This is a genomic window from Stutzerimonas stutzeri (genome assembly GCF_051028275.1).
GTDB lineage: Bacteria > Pseudomonadota > Gammaproteobacteria > Pseudomonadales > Pseudomonadaceae > Stutzerimonas > Stutzerimonas stutzeri_AS.
In genome coordinates, this window is record NZ_CP069269.1 from 3,512,916 (window position 1) to 3,532,558 (window position 19,643).

The 19,643-nt window shown below is 59.3% G+C and carries 20 protein-coding genes; 4 read left to right on the forward strand and 16 right to left on the reverse strand.

Annotated elements, in window-relative coordinates; translation table 11 throughout:
* Positions 1 to 52: 52 nt before the first annotated feature.
* From ispH to murJ, 6 genes are all read right to left on the reverse strand, one after another.
* Positions 53 to 997: a 4-hydroxy-3-methylbut-2-enyl diphosphate reductase gene (ispH, locus tag JQR87_RS16295; RefSeq protein WP_407295122.1), complete on the reverse strand. Its 945-nt coding sequence runs from the start codon at positions 995 to 997 to the stop codon at positions 53 to 55.
* A 150-nt stretch (positions 998 to 1,147) separates the two neighbouring features.
* Positions 1,148 to 1,585, reverse strand: coding sequence for an FKBP-type peptidyl-prolyl cis-trans isomerase (locus JQR87_RS16300; protein ID WP_407295119.1), 438 nt, complete (start codon positions 1,583 to 1,585; stop codon positions 1,148 to 1,150).
* A complete protein-coding gene (lspA, locus tag JQR87_RS16305; RefSeq protein WP_407295116.1) occupies positions 1,578 to 2,081 on the reverse strand; it encodes a signal peptidase II in 504 nt (167 codons plus the stop codon). The genes JQR87_RS16300 and lspA overlap by 8 nt, the downstream gene beginning before the upstream one ends.
* A 57-nt stretch (positions 2,082 to 2,138) precedes the next feature.
* Complete coding sequence (ileS, locus tag JQR87_RS16310) at positions 2,139 to 4,970, reverse strand: isoleucine--tRNA ligase (protein ID WP_407295113.1); 2,832 nt, start codon at positions 4,968 to 4,970, stop codon at positions 2,139 to 2,141.
* 1 nt (position 4,971) lies between these two features.
* Entirely contained in the window at positions 4,972 to 5,922 is a 951-nt protein-coding gene (gene ribF, locus JQR87_RS16315) for a bifunctional riboflavin kinase/FAD synthetase (protein ID WP_407295110.1), read from the reverse strand.
* Positions 5,923 to 6,008: 86 nt separating this feature from the next.
* Positions 6,009 to 7,556: a murein biosynthesis integral membrane protein MurJ gene (gene murJ, locus JQR87_RS16320; RefSeq protein ID WP_407295108.1), complete on the reverse strand. Its 1,548-nt coding sequence runs from the start codon at positions 7,554 to 7,556 to the stop codon at positions 6,009 to 6,011.
* Positions 7,557 to 7,774: 218 nt separating this feature from the next.
* Here murJ and rpsT point away from each other — a divergent pair, with 218 nt between their 5' ends.
* Complete coding sequence (gene rpsT, locus JQR87_RS16325) at positions 7,775 to 8,053, forward strand: 30S ribosomal protein S20 (protein WP_407295105.1); 279 nt, start codon at positions 7,775 to 7,777, stop codon at positions 8,051 to 8,053.
* A gap of 96 nt (positions 8,054 to 8,149) precedes the next feature.
* Here the strand turns inward: rpsT and JQR87_RS16330 are convergent, their stop codons facing one another.
* The 5 genes from JQR87_RS16330 to rplU all read right to left on the reverse strand — a co-directional run bounded on the left by JQR87_RS16330 (position 8,150) and on the right by rplU (position 11,831).
* The gene (locus tag JQR87_RS16330; RefSeq protein ID WP_407295102.1) at positions 8,150 to 8,611 is read right to left on the reverse strand and encodes a CreA family protein; all 462 of its coding nucleotides are present in this window, start codon (positions 8,609 to 8,611) and stop codon (positions 8,150 to 8,152) included.
* A gap of 9 nt (positions 8,612 to 8,620) precedes the next feature.
* Complete coding sequence (gene proB, locus JQR87_RS16335; RefSeq protein ID WP_407295101.1) at positions 8,621 to 9,739, reverse strand: glutamate 5-kinase; 1,119 nt, start codon at positions 9,737 to 9,739, stop codon at positions 8,621 to 8,623.
* Positions 9,740 to 9,848: 109 nt separating this feature from the next.
* The gene (gene cgtA / locus JQR87_RS16340) at positions 9,849 to 11,063 is read right to left on the reverse strand and encodes an Obg family GTPase CgtA (RefSeq protein WP_407295098.1); all 1,215 of its coding nucleotides are present in this window, start codon (positions 11,061 to 11,063) and stop codon (positions 9,849 to 9,851) included.
* Between the two features lie 163 nt (positions 11,064 to 11,226).
* A complete protein-coding gene (gene rpmA, locus JQR87_RS16345) occupies positions 11,227 to 11,484 on the reverse strand; it encodes a 50S ribosomal protein L27 (RefSeq protein ID WP_256074547.1) in 258 nt (85 codons plus the stop codon).
* A gap of 35 nt (positions 11,485 to 11,519) precedes the next feature.
* Positions 11,520 to 11,831: a 50S ribosomal protein L21 gene (gene rplU, locus JQR87_RS16350; protein WP_019339712.1), complete on the reverse strand. Its 312-nt coding sequence runs from the start codon at positions 11,829 to 11,831 to the stop codon at positions 11,520 to 11,522.
* Between the two features lie 248 nt (positions 11,832 to 12,079).
* On the opposite strand from rplU, the gene JQR87_RS16355 reads away from it, so the two are divergent.
* Entirely contained in the window at positions 12,080 to 13,048 is a 969-nt protein-coding gene (locus JQR87_RS16355; RefSeq protein ID WP_407295094.1) for a polyprenyl synthetase family protein, read from the forward strand.
* A 161-nt stretch (positions 13,049 to 13,209) separates the two neighbouring features.
* Positions 13,210 to 13,437: a PA4570 family protein gene (locus tag JQR87_RS16360; protein WP_407295092.1), complete on the forward strand. Its 228-nt coding sequence runs from the start codon at positions 13,210 to 13,212 to the stop codon at positions 13,435 to 13,437.
* A 12-nt stretch (positions 13,438 to 13,449) separates the two neighbouring features.
* Here the strand turns inward: JQR87_RS16360 and JQR87_RS16365 are convergent, their stop codons facing one another.
* The 5 genes from JQR87_RS16365 to JQR87_RS16385 all read right to left on the reverse strand — a co-directional run bounded on the left by JQR87_RS16365 (position 13,450) and on the right by JQR87_RS16385 (position 18,192).
* The gene (locus tag JQR87_RS16365) at positions 13,450 to 14,067 is read right to left on the reverse strand and encodes an FKBP-type peptidyl-prolyl cis-trans isomerase (RefSeq protein ID WP_407295090.1); all 618 of its coding nucleotides are present in this window, start codon (positions 14,065 to 14,067) and stop codon (positions 13,450 to 13,452) included.
* Positions 14,068 to 14,171: 104 nt separating this feature from the next.
* Positions 14,172 to 14,480: a DUF6482 family protein gene (locus JQR87_RS16370; RefSeq protein ID WP_407295088.1), complete on the reverse strand. Its 309-nt coding sequence runs from the start codon at positions 14,478 to 14,480 to the stop codon at positions 14,172 to 14,174.
* Between the two features lie 109 nt (positions 14,481 to 14,589).
* A complete protein-coding gene (locus tag JQR87_RS16375; protein ID WP_407295086.1) occupies positions 14,590 to 15,078 on the reverse strand; it encodes a TIGR00645 family protein in 489 nt (162 codons plus the stop codon).
* Positions 15,079 to 15,237: 159 nt separating this feature from the next.
* Positions 15,238 to 15,573 (reverse strand): hypothetical protein, encoded by a 336-nt coding sequence (locus JQR87_RS16380; RefSeq protein WP_407295083.1) that lies wholly within the window; start codon positions 15,571 to 15,573, stop codon positions 15,238 to 15,240.
* Between the two features lie 168 nt (positions 15,574 to 15,741).
* The gene (locus JQR87_RS16385; RefSeq protein ID WP_407295082.1) at positions 15,742 to 18,192 is read right to left on the reverse strand and encodes a Lon protease family protein; all 2,451 of its coding nucleotides are present in this window, start codon (positions 18,190 to 18,192) and stop codon (positions 15,742 to 15,744) included.
* Between the two features lie 372 nt (positions 18,193 to 18,564).
* Between JQR87_RS16385 and JQR87_RS16390 the strand changes: the two genes are divergently transcribed.
* On the forward strand, positions 18,565 to 19,596 hold the full coding sequence (locus JQR87_RS16390; protein WP_407295080.1) for a cytochrome-c peroxidase: 1,032 nt from the start codon (positions 18,565 to 18,567) through the stop codon (positions 19,594 to 19,596).
* Positions 19,597 to 19,643 lie beyond the last annotated feature (47 nt).

Consider the following 19,643-nt stretch of genomic DNA (forward strand, 5'->3'; position numbering starts at 1 on the left):
GTTGCTAATGATAAAAAGGGCCATACCGGCCCTTCATCTACCCTCTCTGATCCTATACGGCCTTCAACCGTAACTCCTTCGGCATCGAGAACGTCACGTTCTCCGGTCGGCCATCCAGTTCCTCCAGGCCGACCGCACCCCACTCCCGGAGCTGCTCGATCACGCTGCGCACTAGCACTTCAGGGGCTGAGGCGCCGGCAGTGATACCGATTCGATCAATGCCTTCGAACCAATCCCGCTTGAGGTCTTCAGCGCCGTCAATTAGGTACGCTGGGGTACCCATGCGTTCAGCCAGCTCACGCAAACGATTGGAGTTGGAGCTGTTAGGGCTGCCCACTACCAGCATCACATCACACTCGTCTGCCAGCTGTTTGACCGCGTCCTGGCGGTTCTGAGTGGCGTAGCAGATATCGTCCTTGCGCGGGCCACCTATGCTGGGGAAACGCGATCGCAGAGCATCGATGACACGACTGGTGTCGTCCATCGAGAGCGTCGTCTGGGTCACGAATGCCAAGGCTTCGGGATGGCGGACTTCAAGCTTGGCCACATCCTCTTCGTCCTCGACCAGATAGATCGAGCCGCCATTGGACGTGTCGTACTGGCCCATGGTGCCCTCAACCTCCGGGTGCCCCTCGTGGCCGATCAGGATGCACTCACGGCCCTCACGGCTGTACTTGGTGACTTCCAGATGCACCTTGGTGACCAACGGGCAGGTTGCGTCGAAGACTTTGAGGCCACGCTTATCAGCCTCCATGCGCACGGCCTGGGACACGCCATGGGCACTGAAAATGACGATGAAACCATCCGGCACCTGATCCAGCTCGTCGACGAAAATGGCGCCCCGTGCTCGCAGATCCTCGACCACAAACTTGTTGTGCACCACTTCGTGACGCACATAGATCGGTGGGCCGAACACTTCCAAGGCGCGGTTAACGATCTCGATGGCGCGGTCTACACCGGCACAAAAGCCACGCGGATTGGCGAGTTTGATTTGCATAGAGGATCTCGACGCTCAAGGCGGGTGAGTTGTGGAGTCTAACGACTGGCTGACGTTGAGGCGAAGTGCATCAGCGATGAGGAACAGCTTCTCAAACAGCAGGACAGCCAGCAAGCAAGCTTCCAAAGAAGCAGCCCGGCTGGCTGCCGGTCACACAGGTTTTACGTCGAATATTTCCACGTCGAATCGTAAGGCCTTGCCTGCCAGGGGATGGTTAAAGTCCACGGTCACCTGGCGATCATCAAACGACTTGACCACCCCAGGCAGTTCCGTCTTAGCGGCGTCATTGAATATCACCAGCAACCCTTCCGACAGCTCCATGCCCTCGAACTGGGATCGCGGCATCACCTGCACGTTCTGGGCATTGTGTTGGCCGAAACCCTGCTCGGGCGCGACCTGAAAGGTGCGTTTGTCACCCGCTTTGAGGCCGAACAACTGTTGCTCGAACCCCGGCAGCAAGTTGCCATCGCCAACCTTGAACGTAGCGGGCTGTTTATCGAACGTGCTATCGACCTGCTCGCCGTTTTCCAGGCTCAGGCAGAAATGCAGGGTGACCTGCATGTCGGGCCCGATACGCTGCTCATTCATTTACCGTGTCTCCCGTTTTACTGCTACGGAACATATCCAGCGCCAGCATGACCGCACCGACGGTGATGGCGCTATCAGCAATATTGAATGCCGGGAAATACCAGCGGTTCTGCCAATGCACCAAAATGAAATCGACCACATGGCCCAATACTACGCGGTCGTAGAGATTACCCAGCGCCCCGCCCAGCACTAATGCCAACGCAACCGCCAGCCAGGTTTCACTGGGCTTCAGGCGCTTCATCCAGACGACCAGGACGACACTGACGCCGGTGGCGATCAACGCAAACAGCCAGCGCTGCCAACCAGAATGGTCCGCCAGAAAGCTGAAGGCTGCCCCCGTATTGTAGGCGAGCGTCCAGGCGAAATAGCCGGGAATCACATCAACCTTCTGATACAGGCTGAAGGTGGCCTCGAAGTAATGCTTGGTCGCCTGGTCCAGCGCGATCACCAGCACACTGAGCCATAGCCACGAGAGCTTGCCGATACGCGAGCTCATGCTGCTACCCTCGACAGAGCGTGGCGGGTCGCACCCACGCTACCGAGCCACGTGCGATCACGCATAGTGGCGAACCTCACCGGTGCCTTCGATGTTTTCAACGCAGCGACCACAGATCTCTGGATGTGCCGCGTGGGCACCAACGTCCGCCAGGTGGTGCCAGCATCGACCGCACTTGGGGTAACTGGTCTTGCTGATCTGCAGCTTGAGGCCAGCCAGCTCACTCTGGACGGCTTCGGCTGGCGCGTCCGCGAGAGGCGCTACCGTCGCGGAGGAGGTAATCAGCACGAAACGGAGCTCTCTACCCAGTTTTGCCATATCCGCCACCAGCGATTCTTCGGCGTACAAGGTGACCTCAGCCTGCAGGTTGCCGCCGATGGTCTTGGCGGCGCGCTGGGTTTCCAGCTCCTTGTTCACGGCAGCCTTGACCGCCATGACTTTCTCCCAGAAATCGCGACCCAGTTCGACATCGGTAGGCAGCTCAGCGAGCCCCGTGTACCAGGTGTTGAGCATCACCGAGTCGTTGCGATCGCCCGGCAGGTACTGCCAGATTTCATCAGCCGTGAACGACAGAATCGGCGCGATCCAGCGCACCAACGCCTCGGCGATATGATAGAGAGCGGTCTGGCAGGAGCGGCGCGGCAAGCTGTCAGCCCCAGTCGTGTACTGCCGATCCTTGATGATGTCGAGGTAGAAACCGCCCAGCTCCTGCACGCAGAAGTTGTGCACCTTTTGGTAGACGTTCCAGAACTTGTAGGAGCCGTAGGCTTCTTCGATTTCCCTTTGCAGCAATAGGGCGCGATCAATGGCCCAGCGATCGAGTGCGATCAGCTGATCAGCCGGAACCTGGTGCTGCGCCGGGTCGAAACCGTCAAGGTTGGAGAGCAGGAAGCGCGCCGTGTTGCGGATACGTCGATAGGAATCAGCGCTACGCTGCAGGATAACCTTGGAGACAGCCATCTCGCCGGAGTAGTCGGTCGAGGCCACCCAGAGACGGAGGATGTCTGCGCCCAGGCTGTCGGTGACTTCTTGCGGTGCGACAACGTTGCCCAGCGACTTGGACATCTTGCGTCCATTTTCATCGACAACGAAGCCATGGGTCAGCAATCCCTTGTAGGGCGCGTGGCCATCGATAGCCGAGCCGGTCAGCAGCGATGAGTGGAACCAGCCGCGGTGCTGGTCGGAGCCCTCCAGGTACAGATCAGCACGTGGGCCATTGTCATGGCCCATGGGATGGGACCCACGCATCACGTGCCAATGCGTGGTGCCGGAGTCGAACCAGACGTCCAGCGTGTCACTGATCTTTTCGTACTGCGCCGCTTCGTCACCCAGCAGCTCGGCGGCATCCAGCCTGGACCAGGCTTCGATGCCGCCCTGCTCGACACGCTGCGCCACCGACTCCATGAGTTCGACGGTGCGCGGGTGCAGCTCGCCGCTCTCCTTATGCAGGAAGAACGGGATCGGCACGCCCCAGGTCCGCTGACGGGAGATACACCAATCAGGCCGCCCGGCGATCATGCCATGCAGCCTTGCCTGTCCCCAGGCGGGAACGAATTCTGTCTGTTCGATGGCGTCCAACGCACGACGACGCAGAGAGCTGCCATCGTGAGCCACCTTGTCCATACCTACGAACCACTGTGCCGTAGCGCGGTAGATCAGCGGCGTCTTGTGCCGCCAGCAGTGCATATAGCTGTGCTGAATCGACTCATGCTTGAGCAACGCGCCCACTTCACGCAGCTTCTCGACGATGGCCGGGTTGGCCTTCCAGATAAACTGACCGCCAAAGAATGGCAGGTCTGACACGTATACGCCGTGGCTCTGAACCGGGCTGAGAATGTCATCGTTCTCCATGCCGTAATGCTTGCAGGAGCGGAAGTCGTCCTCACCGTAAGCCGGTGCAGAATGGACAATGCCCGTGCCGGCGCCCGTTTCGACGTACTCGGCCAGATAGACCGGTGCGAAACGCTCATAGAAAGGGTGACGGAAGCGGATGAGCTCCAGCGCCTTGCCCTCGCAGCGGGCAATGATCTCGCCTTGCAGGCCATAGCGCTGAAGGCAGGATTCGACCAGCTCCTCGGCCAGGACCAGCAGCTTGTCGCCCGTATCGACCAGCGCATAAACGAAGTCCGGATGGACGTTAAGCGCCTGGTTGGCAGGAATGGTCCAGGGCGTGGTGGTCCAGATGACAATGCTGGCCGGTTTGGAGAGCGCAACGACGCCGAACGCCGCCGCCAGCTTTTCCGAATCTTCGACCTGAAAGGCGACATCGATCGCATCGGACTTCTTATCCTGATATTCGACTTCCGCCTCAGCCAGCGCAGAACCACAATCGAAACACCAGTTCACGGGTTTCAGGCCTTTAAAGACAAAGCCGCCTTCGACCATTTTTGCCAGCGCGCGAATTTCGCCCGCCTCGTTGGCAAAGTCCATGGTGCGATAAGGATTGTCCCATTCGCCCAGCACGCCGAGGCGGATGAAGTCAGCCTTTTGCCCCTCGATCTGTTCGGCAGCATAGGCACGGCAGCGCTCGCGAGTCAGATCGGCCGGCTGGTTCTTGCCATAGGTGATCTCGACCTTGTGCTCAATCGGCAGGCCGTGACAGTCCCAACCCGGCACATAGGGTGCATCGAAACCGGCCAGGGTTTTCGAGCGGACAATGAAATCCTTGATGACCTTGTTCACCGCATGACCGATATGAATGCTGCCATTGGCGTACGGAGGGCCATCGTGCAGGACGAACTTCGGGCGACCTTCGCCGATCTGCCGCAGCTTCCCGTAGAGGTCAATGCTGTTCCAGCGCTGCAGGATCTCCGGCTCGCGCTGTGGCAGACCGGCCTTCATCGGAAATGCCGTGGACGGCAGATTGAGGGTCGCTTTGTAATCGGTCATTTCAGTCCTGACTCGTGGTAAAGGGTGAAGCCCGCCAGTATTCGCGAGCCGCGGCAATATCTGCATCGATTGCCGTCTTGAGCGCCTCCAGCGAGGCAAAGCGCTGCTCGTCACGCAGCTTGCGGTGAAAAGTCACCCGCAGCAGACGACCATAAAGATCGCCCTGATAGTTGAGCAAGTGCACTTCCAAATGCGGCTGGCCATCGCTTTCGACCGAAGGCCGCATGCCGATATTCGCAACCGCTGGCTGCGATAGGCCATCGACCTCGGTGCTGACCATGAATACGCCGCTAAGTGGAGTATTCCTACGCTTGAGCTGAATGTTGGCGGTCGGAGCGCCGAGCTGGCGCCCCAGCGCTTGTCCATGCATGACCCGGCCAGTAATGCTGAACGGCCGGCCGAGCAGCTTCTCGGCCATGATCAGGTCACCGTCGGCGAGCGATTGACGGAGCCGCGTACTGCTCACGCGCTCACCTTCCACCTCGATAGTGGTGGCCGCCTCTACGGAAAACCCTTCAGCGGCGCCTGCTTTTAGCAGGAAATCGAAATCACCCGCTCTGTCACAGCCGAAACGGAAGTCATCGCCCACTTCGAGATGGCGAGCGCCGAGGCCGTCAATCAACGTTGCATGGACGAACTCAGCTGCACTCAGCTCACGCAAACGGCGATTGAAAGCCAGGCACAGCACCAGGTCGACGCCCTGCTCGTCCAGCAATTGGAGCTTTTCTCGCAGCCGAGTCAACCGAGCAGGCGCTTTATCCGGCGAAAAATATTCACGCGGCTGCGGTTCGAAGATCACCACGCAGCTTGGCAGTCCAAGATCAAACGCACGTTCACGCAGCCGCGCCAGGATGGCTTGATGCCCCCGGTGAACCCCGTCGAAATTACCGATGGTGGCGACGCAACCCCGATGCCGGGGCCGCAGGTTATGAAGACCTCGAACCAGCTGCATACCGCACTTCTTGCTTGAAAAGTCGTCGATTATACGCATGTGCCAGCAGCCGCGGACAGGTTTGCCGGCACGGCATAGACGGCGGATCAGTGCCGAAGATGTCGCGGCCGCAAGCCGAGCAATACCAAGCCCACCGCAAAAGCGCCCAACCCCGCCGCCACCAGCAACCCTAACTGCAATGCGCGTCGTTGCCAGCCCCAGGCGAACCACTCGACCGACGGCACATTGAGCCACCAGACCATCGCCACCATCGCCGCACAGCCGCCGGCCAGTCGCAAGAGGAACAACCACCAACCCGGAGTGAACCGGAACACGCCTGTCTTATACAATCCCCAGAAGAGCAGCCCGGCATTGAGCATCGAGGACAACGAGGTCGCCAGCGCCAAACCGACATGCTGGAGCGGCCAGATGAGCATCAGGTTTAGCGCCATGTTGGCGATCATGCAGGTAATGGCGACACGCACCGGTGTCTTCAAGTCCTGGCGCGCAAAGAAGCCTGGCGCGAGCACTTTGATCAGCATGAACGCCAGCACGCCGAGCGAGTAAGCCTCAAGTGCGCTGGCCGATTGCACGACAGCCTCCTCCGTCATCGCACCATAAAAGAACAGACTGGCAATGAGCGGCTCAGCCAGGATACCCAGCGCGAGCGCCGCAGGGATGCCCACCAGCAGCACCATCCGCAGGGCCCAGTTGAGGGTATCGGAAAAAGCCTTGGGATCCTCTCCGGCATGCTGCCGTGAAAGGCTCGGCAAAATCACAGTGCCTATGGCAATGCCAAAGGCGCCGAGCGGCAATTCCGAAAGGCGGTCTGCGTAATACAGCCACGAAACGCTACCGGTCTGCAGAAACGAGGCGAGGACCGTATCGAGCAAGAGGTTGATCTGACTAACAGACACGCCGAACAAGGCCGGAACCATGAGCAGCATGATTCGTCGCACACCTTCATCCCCGAACCTCACGCGGGGCCGTGGCAACAACCCGAGTTTCGCAACATAGGGAAGCTGGAAGGCCAACTGGGCGAAGCCGGCAATGAACACGCCCCAGGCCAGCGCCATGATCGGCTGATCGAAGTAGGGCGTCAGGAAAACAGCCGAGCTGATCATGCAGACATTGAGCAGCACAGGCGTGAAGCCCGGCACCGCAAAGTGCCCATAGGTGTTCAGCACACCTGACGTGAATGCGGTAAGGGAAATCAGCAACAGATAAGGAAAGGTAATACGCAGCAGCTCACTGGCCAACTGCATCTTTGCTGGGTCGTCATGGAACCCCGGCGCGAAAAGCATGACGACGTAAGGAGAAGCCAGCACGCCCAGAGCCGTGATGCCCGTCAAGATCAGCCCAAGCATCCCTGCCGTGCGGTCTACCAGCAGCTTGATCTCGGCCATCGTCCGCTTGGTTCGATATTCCGACAGCACCGGAACGAACGCCTGCGCAAATGCCCCTTCTGCAAACAGACGACGCAAGAAGTTCGGGATCTTGAATGCAATGAAGAAGGCGTCGGCAGCCGCCCCGGACCCGAAGTAGCTGGCTACCACCATATCGCGTACCATGCCCAGCACTCGCGACAGCAGCGTCATGACGCTGACAACCGCACTGGACCGCAGCAATCCACCTTTGCCGGATGTATCGGACATTGTTCTTCCTAGAGTTGCAGCAGGAGGGTGCCGGCCAAACGCTGACCACCCGTCTGGATGGCCAGTTACGACAGTGAAAGAGGTCGCGAGTTTAGCGGTAGCCCACCTGTCCGACCAGTATCTCGACCGGCTCAATCAGGGTTGACAAGAGCCTGCCGCATCGGCATGATTCGCGGCCTTATTTGCTTTGTAATCCCACGTTTTCGAGGAGTTCGACGGTGGCCAACAGCCCTTCCGCCAAAAAACGCGCAATTCAGGCTGAGAAGCGTCGCAGCCACAACGCCAGCCTGCGCTCCATGGTTCGTACCTACATCAAGAATGTGGTCAAAGCCATTGGTGCTAAAGATCTGGAAAAAGCTCGTACTGCTTATACCGCAGCCGTGCCTGTAATCGACCGCATGGCCGATAAAGGCATCATCCACAAGAACAAAGCAGCTCGGCATAAAAGCCGCCTGAACGGCCACATCAAGGCCCTCGGCGAAGCTGCTGCAGCCTAAGCTGTACGCTCTTGTGAAAAAACCGGCCTCGAGCCGGTTTTTTTATGTCTATGATTCAACCCCAGGGCACACTCAGCGAGCACGCCCACGCAACTCTTATGGCTGCTGAACCCAAGGAAGGATTGGAATGGCCGTGACAGCATTCTGCGGGCTGCCCTCAATGACACGATCGCTGTACACCAGATAGACCAGCGTATTGCGCGCCTCATCAAAAAAGCGGACGACCTGCATAGTCTTGAAGATCAGAGACGTCCGCTCCTTGAAGACCACCTCGCCGTCCTTGAGCTTGTCGCTCATACGGATCGGTCCGACCTGCCGACACGCAATCGAGGCCTCGGCGCGATCCTCGGCCAGACCGAGCCCACCCTTTATACCCCCCGTCTTTGCACGCGACAGATAGCAGGTGACACCCTCAACCTTGGGATCATCGAACGCTTCAACTACGATCTTGTGGTTCGGCCCAAGCCACTTGAAGACCGTATCGACCTCACCCACTTCGCGAGCCATACCAAGCACTGGCCACGCCGAGAGCACCATCAAAACTGTTGCCAGTCGCATCGCACCACCTCAGACCAGGATCATGTTGTCGCGGTGAATCAGTTCAGGCTCGTCGACGTAGCCGAGCAACTTCTCGATCTCGTCCGACGGACGCCCAAGGATTCGTTGCGTTTCGGCCACACTGTAGTTGGCCAGGCCACGCGCAACCTCTTGGCCGTCCACGCCTACGCAAATCACCATCTCACCACGCCGGAAGCCACCCTGCGCCGCCTTTACCCCCACCGGCAGGAGACTGCGATTGCCCTGTCTCAAGGCTTGCACCGCGCCGTCATCGAGAACAACCGTACCACGGGTCTGCAGATGCCCGGCGAGCCACTGCTTTCTGGCCGCGTGACGATTTTTCTCAGGAGCCAACAGCGTGCCAAGCGCCTCGCCCGCTTTCAACCGCGCCAGAACTCGCTCGATCCGGCCACCGATAATGACCGTATAGGCACCGGAGCGCGCCGCCAGACGAGCCGCGCGCAGCTTCGTCTGCATCCCACCCCGCCCGAGGGCACCGCCAGTACCACCCGCCACCGCATCCAGCGCAGGGTCATCGGCGCGCGCTTCACTGATCAGGTTAGCGTCAGGGTTATTGCGCGGATCGGCATCGAACATGCCATCGCGATCCGTGAGGATGACAAGCAGATCCGCCTCGACCAGGTTTGCAACCAACGCAGCCAGCGTGTCGTTGTCACCGAAACGGATCTCGTCAGTGACCACCGTGTCGTTTTCGTTGATGACCGGCACCACCCCCAGGTCGATTAACGTGCGAAGCGTGCTGCGAGCATTGAGATAGCGCTTGCGGTCGGAGAGATCGTCATGGGTCACCAGGATCTGCGCCGTCTGCTGATCGCAGCGCGCAAAACTGCTCTCCCAAGCGCGTATCAGCCCCATCTGCCCAACAGCAGCAGCTGCCTGCAACTCATGAACAGCCTTAGGCCGGGCAGCCCAGCCAAGACGACTCATGCCAGCAGCGACGGCGCCAGACGACACCAACACCAGCTCAACACCCGCCTCGCGAAGCGCCACCATCTGATCAACCCAGACGGCCATCGCCGCCTGATCGAGACCTCGGCCATCAGCGGTCAGCAATGCGCTACCGATCTTAACCACCCAGCGCCGCGCGCCGCTCACCTTGTCCCGCATCGATCCTGCCTTCTAATCGGTATCCGGCCAAACCTCTTGGCGGGCTGCAGAAGAGCCAGCCCGCGCCACCTGCACAAAACGACCTTCGCAACCATGCGAGAGCCTAGATCTAACGTACGTAAAAGATCTCCGCGCCATCCTCATCGTCGTCGTCATCGAAATCGTCATCATCAACGTCATCCACGGCTTTGACGCCCGCACGGCGCAAAGCGCGCTGATCATCCAGCTCCTGCAGACGGGCACGCGCCTCGTCTTCAATTTGCTGATCGAGCTCTGCAAGCGCCTCAGCGTAAGCTGGCTCTTCGGCTATGCGCACCGTACGCTCGTCCAGATAACGCATGATCGCCTGGCTCAGCTCTTCGGTGCCCTCACGCTCCAGCGCAGAGATCACGAATACGGGCCCAGTCCATTCGAGGCGCTCGACCACCTGACGAACCCGCGCGTCGCGATCCTCTTCAAGCAGCTGATCAGCCTTGTTCAGAACCAGCCAGCGGTCTCGTTGCGCCAGCGCCGGGCTGAATTTTTCCAATTCGCTCACGATCACTTCCGCAGCATCAGCCGGGTCGCTTTCATCCAGCGGCGCCATGTCTATCAGGTGCAGCAACAGGCGAGTACGAGCCAAATGCTTGAGGAAACGGATGCCAAGCCCCGCACCCTCGGATGCCCCTTCGATCAGGCCGGGGATATCCGCAATCACAAAGCTCTTGTATCGACCGACACTCACGACGCCAAGGTTTGGCACCAGGGTAGTAAAGGGATAGTCGGCGACCTTTGGCTTGGCAGCCGAGACCGATCGAATAAAGGTGCTCTTGCCGGCGTTGGGCAAGCCCAGGAGACCGACATCGGCCAGCACCTTCAATTCGAGCTTCAGATCCCGGGCATCACCCGGCTTGCCCGGTGTGGTTTGCCGAGGCGCACGGTTGGTACTGGATTTGAATCGGGTATTACCCAGGCCGTGCCAGCCACCCTGGGCAACCAGCAACCGCTGACCCGCCTTGGTCAGGTCACCAATCACGTCCTGAGTCGCAGCATCGATCACGGTCGTGCCGACCGGCACCGGCAGGATCAGATCCTCACCCTTGGCGCCAGTACATTCGGTACTGCCACCTTTCTGTCCGTTGGGCGCATTGAAGCGACGGGTATAGCGATAGTCGACGAGGGTGTTGAGGTTCTCGTCAGCCTCCAGGTAAACGGAGCCGCCATCACCCCCATCGCCGCCATTGGGGCCGCCCTTCTCGATGAACTTCTCACGACGGAAGCTCATCATGCCGTTACCGCCGTCACCGGCCTTTACAAAAATCGATACTTCATCGACGAATTTCATGGGAACGCCTCCCGCCGCAAGGACGGGCTAGAAAACTGGGACATAAGGGTCTTGCAAAACCCGGCGATATCTAGAGCAAAGCAGTGTTTTGCAAGAGCCCTATAGAGAATACAGAAACAAAAAAGCCCCGTCGCATGACAGGGCTTTTCCAGCAACGCCGCGGTTAGGCCGCGACGACGCTCACGTAGCGACGACCAAACTGGCCCTTCACTTCGAATTTGATCACGCCTTCGACTTTAGCGAACAGGGTGTGATCCTTGCCCATGCCAACGCCGTAACCGGCGTGGAACTGGGTGCCGCGCTGACGCACGATGATGTTACCGGCCTTGATAGCCTGGCCGCCGTACATCTTCACACCAAGACGTTTGGCTTCTGAGTCGCGACCGTTGCGGGTAGAACCGCCAGCTTTTTTGTGTGCCATGAGTTCAATACTCCTGTTGAGGGATTCAGGCCCGATTAGCCCTGAATGCCGGTGATTTTGACCTCAGTGAACCACTGACGGTGGCCCTGACGCTTCATATGATGCTTACGACGGCGGAATTTGATGATGGTGACCTTGTCGTGACGGCCTTGAGCGATCACTTCTGCTGTGACCTTGGCACCATCAACCACCGGAGCGCCGATCTTCACGTCGTCGCCGTTGCCAACCAGCAGAACGCGGTCGAAAGTGACGGCTTCGCCAGTTGCAACTTCGAGTTTTTCAATCTTGAGGTATTCGCCTTCGGCGACCTTGTATTGCTTGCCGCCGGTAACGATAACTGCGTACATCTGTGTATCTCCGTTGATCCTGCTCACCCAGCGCTTAAGTGAAATAGTTGGAGGCTGGCATGGCTGCTTGGGGCCGGAAGGGACGCCCTTGCAATTGCGTAAGGCAGGGAAATGCCCAGGGGGAAAGTTCAGGGTCCGCGATTGTACGCATCCAACTAAGGGGGCGCAATAGCCGTCGGGCCTTGCCTTGACAGTGCATGACCCGCCCCATAGCATGCCGCGCAATCTCCGAGGAGTACTCTTCCCCGATGCAACCCCAGGCCTTTTACCAAGTAGTGGCTGAAGATTTTGCCGCCGTTGACGGCATTATCCGAAACCAACTCACTTCCCGCGTACCGCTGGTGGAAAAGATCGGGGATTACATCACCTCGGCCGGCGGCAAGCGCCTGCGGCCCCTGCTGGTCCTGCTCAGCGGCAACGCGCTGGGGCTCAAGGGTGAACAGTTGCGCCTGCTGGCAGCGATTATCGAATTTCTCCACACCTCGACCCTGTTGCACGACGACGTGGTCGACATGTCCGGCATGCGCCGCGGGCGTTCCACGGCAAATGCGCTCTGGGGCAATGCGCCTAGCGTACTGGTCGGCGACTTCCTCTATGCACGATCTTTCGAGATGATGGTCGACCTCGGCTCGATGGATGTCATGCGCATCATCTCGCAGGCCACTCGCGTGATAGCCGAAGGTGAAGTGCTGCAGCTGTCCAAGGTGCGCGACGCAAGTACCACCGAAGAGATCTACATGGACGTCATCCGCGGCAAGACCGCAATGCTCTTCGAGGCTTCAACCCATAGCGCAGCGAGTTTGGCGGGCGCCAGCGCTGAGCAGTGCGAAGCGCTACGCACCTTCGGCGACCACCTCGGCATCGCCTTTCAGTTGGTCGACGACCTGCTCGATTATCAGGGCGATGCCGAAACCCTTGGCAAGAATGTCGGCGACGACCTTGCGGAAGGCAAGCCAACCCTGCCCCTGATCTACACCATGCGTGAAGGCAGTGCGGAACAGGCTGCGCTGGTTCGCAGAGCGATCCAGAAAGGCGGCATTGAGGATCTTGAAAGCATCCGTAGTGCAGTGGAGACATCCGGAGCCCTGGAATACACCGCTCGCATGGCCCGCGACTATGCCGACCGCGCCATCGCCTGCCTCGAACTCATCCCAGCCAACGCTTATCGCGACGCCTTGGTCGAACTGAGCCGTTTCGCGGTAGCTCGCACCCACTGACGCCCACAACACAGGGGCGCAATCAGCACCCCTTTACGCCCTCCGATAACACGCCCTGCAACGACCGCTCGCGATCCCCGCTGATCGCCGGCGTGACGCATTGCGCTTGCATGTTTGCGAATAACAATTATTCTCATTAAGCAAATCAACTGGAGGTGAACATGACTTATCTGATTGATGCCTGGCTGGACCGCCCACAACCCTACCTGCGAATTCTGGATCGCAATACCGGCGCGGTATGCATTTCACTGGAAGGAGATGCCTTGGACGAACTGCGCGACCAAGGCGATCTGGACCTACAGGAGCTGAGCACCAGCGAACCCTGCGTGCTCAAGGAACAGGTACGCAACCTGTTCCTATTCTCCTACGCTCGGGCATTGCGCCCTTAGCGGTGTCGGGGGTTAGAGAACGTCCAGCAACTCGACGTCGAATACCAGTACGCTGTGAGGAGGAATACTGCCAACGCCCTGCGCGCCGTAGGCCAGCTCGCTCGGTACATACAGACGCCATTTACTGCCCGCTGGCATAAGTTGCAGCGCTTCCGTCCAACCGGCAATAACGCCTCCAACCGGAAACTCGGCAGGCTGACCACGCTGGTAGGAACTGTCGAAAACGGTACCGTCGACCAAGGTGCCGTGGTAGTGAGTACGTACATGATCCTCTGCGCCAGGCTTGGCGCCCTCACCCGCCTTCAGCACTTCGTACTGAAGCCCCGAAGGCAGCGTAGTAACGCCCTCACGTTCGGCGTTCTTGGCCAGAAATGCCTTGCCTTCGCCTGCAGCGGCTTCAGCCTTTCGTTGCGCCTCGGCTTGCATCTGCCCGCGGATGACCGCAAAGCTCGCATTCAGTTGTTCAGGGCTGACCTGACTGGCGGTGCCCGAGAAGGCATCACGGATGCCTGCGATCACGGCGTCCAGACTGATGCCCGGCGGTGGGTTCTCACGCAGCTGGTCGCCCAGTTGACGGCCGATACCGTAGCTCACGCGTGTTTCGTCGGTCGAAAGATTCAGGTCAGTCATGCTTCGGCTCCGCCAGAAAAAGGGCGCACAGCCTAGCACAGCGAGAAAAGCCTCTACCTACAGCAGACCTGCATGAGTGTGAGCAATACGGGGGCAACTTGCATTCACGACCAGCCGGAGCGCATGCCGATAGGTACCCGCAATGGCTCGCGAATGCCGGCAGCCAGGCCGCACATTTCATCATAGGCCGAGCTGTGAACTAGAAAGAACGGCATGACCGGCAGCTCGTGGAGCAGATCGCGCGCATGCTCTACCGAGCGCAGATGAACGACTTTGCCCCGCTCATCACGCAGCACCTGTGACTTGCCACCGACCTGCGCGCTGAGGAGATAAAAGCCACCCTCCAGTGAGACCAGTTCCAGCGCCTCGACACGGCGTGCTTGCGCGGCTTCCGAGAGTGCCTGAAGGTTCATTGCAGCCCCTGTACAACGAAAGCACTGTTGTACAACACATGCATTGCAAGCACAACCAATCCACACGTCCGAGCACAGCCGCAACATGCGAATGCCAAGCCGGGTCCGATCAATGTTTGGTGAGCTTATCCAGATAGCCCATAGCGAAGGCTGAGAGGACGAAGGTCATATGGATGATCACGTACCACATCAGCTGCTCGCTTTCGAGCTGTTGAGCGTCCATGAACATGCGCAGCAGATGGATCGACGAAATCGCTACGATCGAGGCGGCGACCTTCATCTTTAGCGAGCCGGAATCCATCTTGCCCAGCCAATCGAGCTTTTCCTTGCCTTCTTGAACGTCGAGTTGCGAGACGAAATTCTCATAGCCCGACAGCATCACCATGACCAACAGACCGCCAACCAAAGCCATATCGATCAATGACAGCAGCTTGAGGATCAGATCGCCTTCGCTCAACGAGAGGACAGCCGGGAGGATGTGCCAGATTTCCTGAAAGAACTTGATGGCTAGTGCCAGCAGAGCGAAGGCCAGTCCGAAATAGATAGGCGCCAGCAGCCATCGCGCGGCGTACATGGTGTTTTCAATCAAGCGTTCCATCTGTTCTCACTTGGGGCTGATACCGGCAAGCGAGTATACGCAGCGCCGCCGAGTCTTCAAGAAGGCGCTAACGCAGCATGTCTTGAGCTGTGGATAAAGCACCAGAACTCCCAGCCTGGCCAGAACGAACGCCCCATAATGGCGAGCATTGCAATTCGTTCAGGACTTGGCGCCCCAGCCGCTCAGGTAACGCGCCTGGTTAGCGTTGACTTTGCGCAATTCGGCCTGCATATGAAGTTGCCAGATCGACGGCGCGTCCGATTTGGAGTAACCCTGCCCATACAGATTGTCAGCTATCGCCTTCAGCACCGATTCGGCTTCGCGGGGCCCATGAAACGGGCCCTGTGCCTTGATTGCGGTTGGTTGGCCGGCATCAATACCGGCCGCGCACAGCAAGGTCCACAAGCCATTGCCACCGGATAGGGGTCGAATGATGCATTCGATTCGGGTCACCAGGCCCAGGCACTGGCGATTCAAACAAAGCGTTTGAGACATGACGGCGATCCTCGCTCTCTGCTGCGCCTCATTCTGATGAATGGGAAGCAGGCCCGTTAGCCACAGCTACTGTGGATAACTATGTGGATAGAGAGTGAAAAACTCTCTTCCATTGCAGACCCACCGAGCGCCGTATCGTTCCGTCCGGTTAGTGTTCAGGCGAGCGGATTATCCCTGCTCCGCTCCCTTTACCTGAGCTGCAGCCGCGACCTCCTCAGGCGAGGCTGCATCGCTTCGATTGTCTTCCTCCAGATCGATTTCAGCGATGTCACGCAAGCGTTCGACCACCCGTGCATTGACGCTGCCCTTAGGAAATTGGCCATCTTGGTCCGCCGCGCCTACCGGCTCTCCCACCAACAGCGACAGCGCCTCATCGACATGACGCACCGCATAGACATGGAAGCGCTCCTGACGCACAGCTTCCAGCACACGCTCGTCGAGCATTAGCGTCGTCACGTTGGCAAACGGGATGATCGCACCCTGCTCGCCTGTCAGTCCGCGCGCCTCGCACAGCCGGAAGAAGCCTTCGATCTTCTCGTTCACGCCACCAACGGCCTGTACTTCGCCGAACTGGTTGATCGAGCCGGTTATCGCGAAACACTGCTTGAGCGGCGTCCGCGAGATAGCTGAAATCAGTGCACAGCACTCACCCAGCGAAGCACTGTCTCCGTCGACATAGCCATAGGACTGTTCCAGGGCGATGCTGGCGGAGATCTCAAGCGGGAATTCCTGGGCATAGCGGCTGCCCAGAAAGCCCGTAAGGATCATCACGCCCTTGGAGTGAATCGGCTGGCCGAGGTTGACCTCGCGCTCGATATCGACGATTCCCGACCCGCCTGGGTAGACCGTCGCGGAAATGCGTGCCGGCATGCCGAATGCCGAATCGCCCACTTCAAGGACAGTCAGGCCGTTGCACTTGCCAATGGCCGCCCCCTCACTGTCGATCAAGATCACACCCGCCAGAATATCCTCGAGGATGCGCGCCGAGACGCGCCCGGTACGAGTGGCCTTGGCCTTCAGGGCTCGCTCGATGTGGCCGACATCGGTTACCTCATCCTTGGCGAGCTGACGGATGAAATCGGCCTCGCTGACCAGTTGAAACAGATCGCCAATCCGTGCGGACAAGCGCCCCTGGTGCTCGGCCAGCCTGGCACTGTATGTCGCCAGACGCGCTACCGCTGCGGCAGTCAACGGTGCCATGCCCTCTTCGGAGGTGCGCGTTTTCATCAACTGTGCGAACTGCTCGAGGCTGTCCTCGGCCAGCGGGATTTCCTCATCGAAATCCACCAGTACGCGAAACATTTCCTGGAAGTCCGGATCGAGGTCTTGCAGGGTGTAATAGAGTTGGCGTGATCCGATGATCACCACCTTGACGTTGAGCGGGATGACTTCCGGATTCAGCGTCACCGTGGCCAGTCGGCCCAGCTCGGCCAATGGCGACTCCATCTTCAATCTGCGCGACTGCAAGGCACGCTTCAGGGCTTCCCAGACGAAGGGTTCACTGAGCATCTTTTCCGCTTCTAGCATCAGGAAGCCGCCATTGGCACGATGCAGTGCACCTGGACGTAACTGACGGTAGCTGGTGTAAAGCGCGCCCTGATCGGTGCTGTATTCGATTCGGCCAAACAGGTTGTCGTAGGTCGGGTGCGGCTCGAACACGACCGGCGCGCCGCCGTCGAGCGGATGACCAACGACCAGGCTTGGGCTGTACTGCTCTTCAAGCAGTTGGCGGGTCTGGGCATCGGGACGGTTTTCGTCAACCAGCTGCTCCACTACCGTTTTCAGCAGATTGACCTGCACAGCTTGCAGGTAGGCCTCGATACCTGCGTTCTCCGCGTATTTCTCCGACAGCGGTGCCAGCAAGGGTTGCAGCGCCTGGCTGATGGTCTCGTCATTGAGCTGCCGGAGCTGATTGCTCGATTCGCGCTTCCACTGCGGCAGGCTGGCCAGCCCTTCATTAAGGTGAACTTCCAGCGCGGAAATGTCTTCGTGGTAACGCTCGCGCTCCTCTTCCGGCAGCTGGGCGAATTCCGCCTCGTCCATCGACTTGCCGTCCTTCATCGGGGTGAAGGCGATATTGGTACTGTCTCGATAGAGGGCGATCTCTTTCTCTAATGCCAGTTTTTCGATGACATCCAAGGCCTTGTCGTACCGCTGATTGAAGGCGCGATCAATGGCGCTCTTCTTCTGCTGGAAGCTCGGGTGCTCGAACACCGCAGGGAAGGTCGCCATCAGGTTGTCGATCAGCTGACCGATATCGGCGATGAACTCGCCCGCACCACCATGCGGCAGTTCGACGACGCGCGGCTCGCGTGGCTCGTCGAAGTTGTTTACATAGAGCCAGTCCGAGGGTGTATCCAGTCGCTTGCCCTCGGCTTTGAGGTAGCGGCGCACGAACGAGAACCGCCCGGTCCCCGGCTCGCCCATTACGAAGACGTTATAGCCAGGGCGCGGCATCGCCACGCCGAACTGCAGTGCCTCGACAGCCCGCTCCTGTCCGAGTACGCCAAGGAAAGGCTCGAGTTCATCGGTGGTCTTGAAGGCGAACTGGCTGGGTTCGAAGGGTCGGGTCAGCGCATCAGGCGCCAGGCGCAGGCCGGCAGCGACAGTTTCGGGCATTGGAAATCCTTGCAGGAGTGGCCTTGTGGCCACGATTGATACTTCCATTCTGGCGATGCGTCAGGCTGCCTGCAAGGTCCAGCGAGACGCGGCGCGAAGGTTTGCCAACAGAGACAAGCCGGCATCTGGCAAGCCCACGCGCCTACCTGGAGTGGGTGCCGTTGTCCGTTTCAGTGGATCCGTTTCCCTTGGCGCAGCTTTCAGGTACGCCTGGTGACGAAGGCTCGTTTCGGCGCGCAGGCATTCTGGTGGCGAGCCACAGCCCTGCGACAGTCAAGCCGACAATGAACGCCGCCCCCCTTGATTCACGTCAACTTGCCTCGCTGGCAACTAGCGCCTCATAGAGCAGCCAACATAAAAGAGGACTCCGTGATGCGCCGCACTATCCCCGTCCTGTTCAGCGGACTGATGCTGATCTCGAACATGGCCCACGCCGACGAGCTGCGCGAACGCGCCAATGCGATTTTCAAGCCGATCCCGGCAAAAGTGAAGGAGCTTCGCGGAACCGCCGTGAGTCCCGACCAGGCGGCACTCGGACACAAACTTTGGTTTGACCCGCGGCTGTCACGCAGCCATGTAATCAGCTGCAACACCTGCCACAACCTCAGCCTCGGCGGTGGCGACAATGTCACCACCTCGATCGGCCACGGTTGGCAAAAAGGGCCACGCAACTCGCCTACGGTCCTCAATGCCGTATTCAATGCCGCGCAGTTCTGGGACGGCCGTGCAGAAGACCTCCAGGCCCAGGCCAAGGGACCCGTTCAGGCCGGGGTCGAGATGAACAACACGCCAGATCGCGTCGTCGCGACGTTGAAGAGCATTCCGGAATACGCCAGTGAGTTCAGAAAAGCGTTCCCGAACGACAAAGACCCGGTCAGCTTCGACAACATGGCGTATGCCCTGGAGGCGTTCGAGGTCAGCCTGATTACGCCGAACGCGCCCTTCGACCGGTACCTCGAGGGCGACGACAAGGCGCTCGACGCCAAGCAGAAAGAAGGCCTGGCCTTGTTCATGGATAGCGGCTGCAGCGCCTGTCACAACGGCGTCAACGTCGGCGGCCAGGGTTACTTCCCTTTTGGCGTGATCAAAAAACCCGGGGCCGAAATTCTGCCCGCTGGGGACAAGGGCCGCTTCACCGTGACCAATACCGCAACCGACGAGTACGTCTTCCGCGCCGCACCTCTGCGCAACGTAGCGCTGACCCCACCCTACTTTCACAGCGGTGAGGTCTGGGAGTTGGAGCAGGCCGTGGCGATAATGGGTGACAGTCAGCTAGGCCGTACGCTCAAGGAAAACGAGGTCAGCGCTATCGCTGCATTCCTGCGCAGCCTGACAGGGGAACAACCTCGCGTCGCCTACCCCGTCCTGCCCGCCAGCTCAGCCGACACGCCAAAGCCGGAGTAGACGAACCACAGCTCCCGACGCGTCTGTCGGGAGCTGGATTCGTTTCG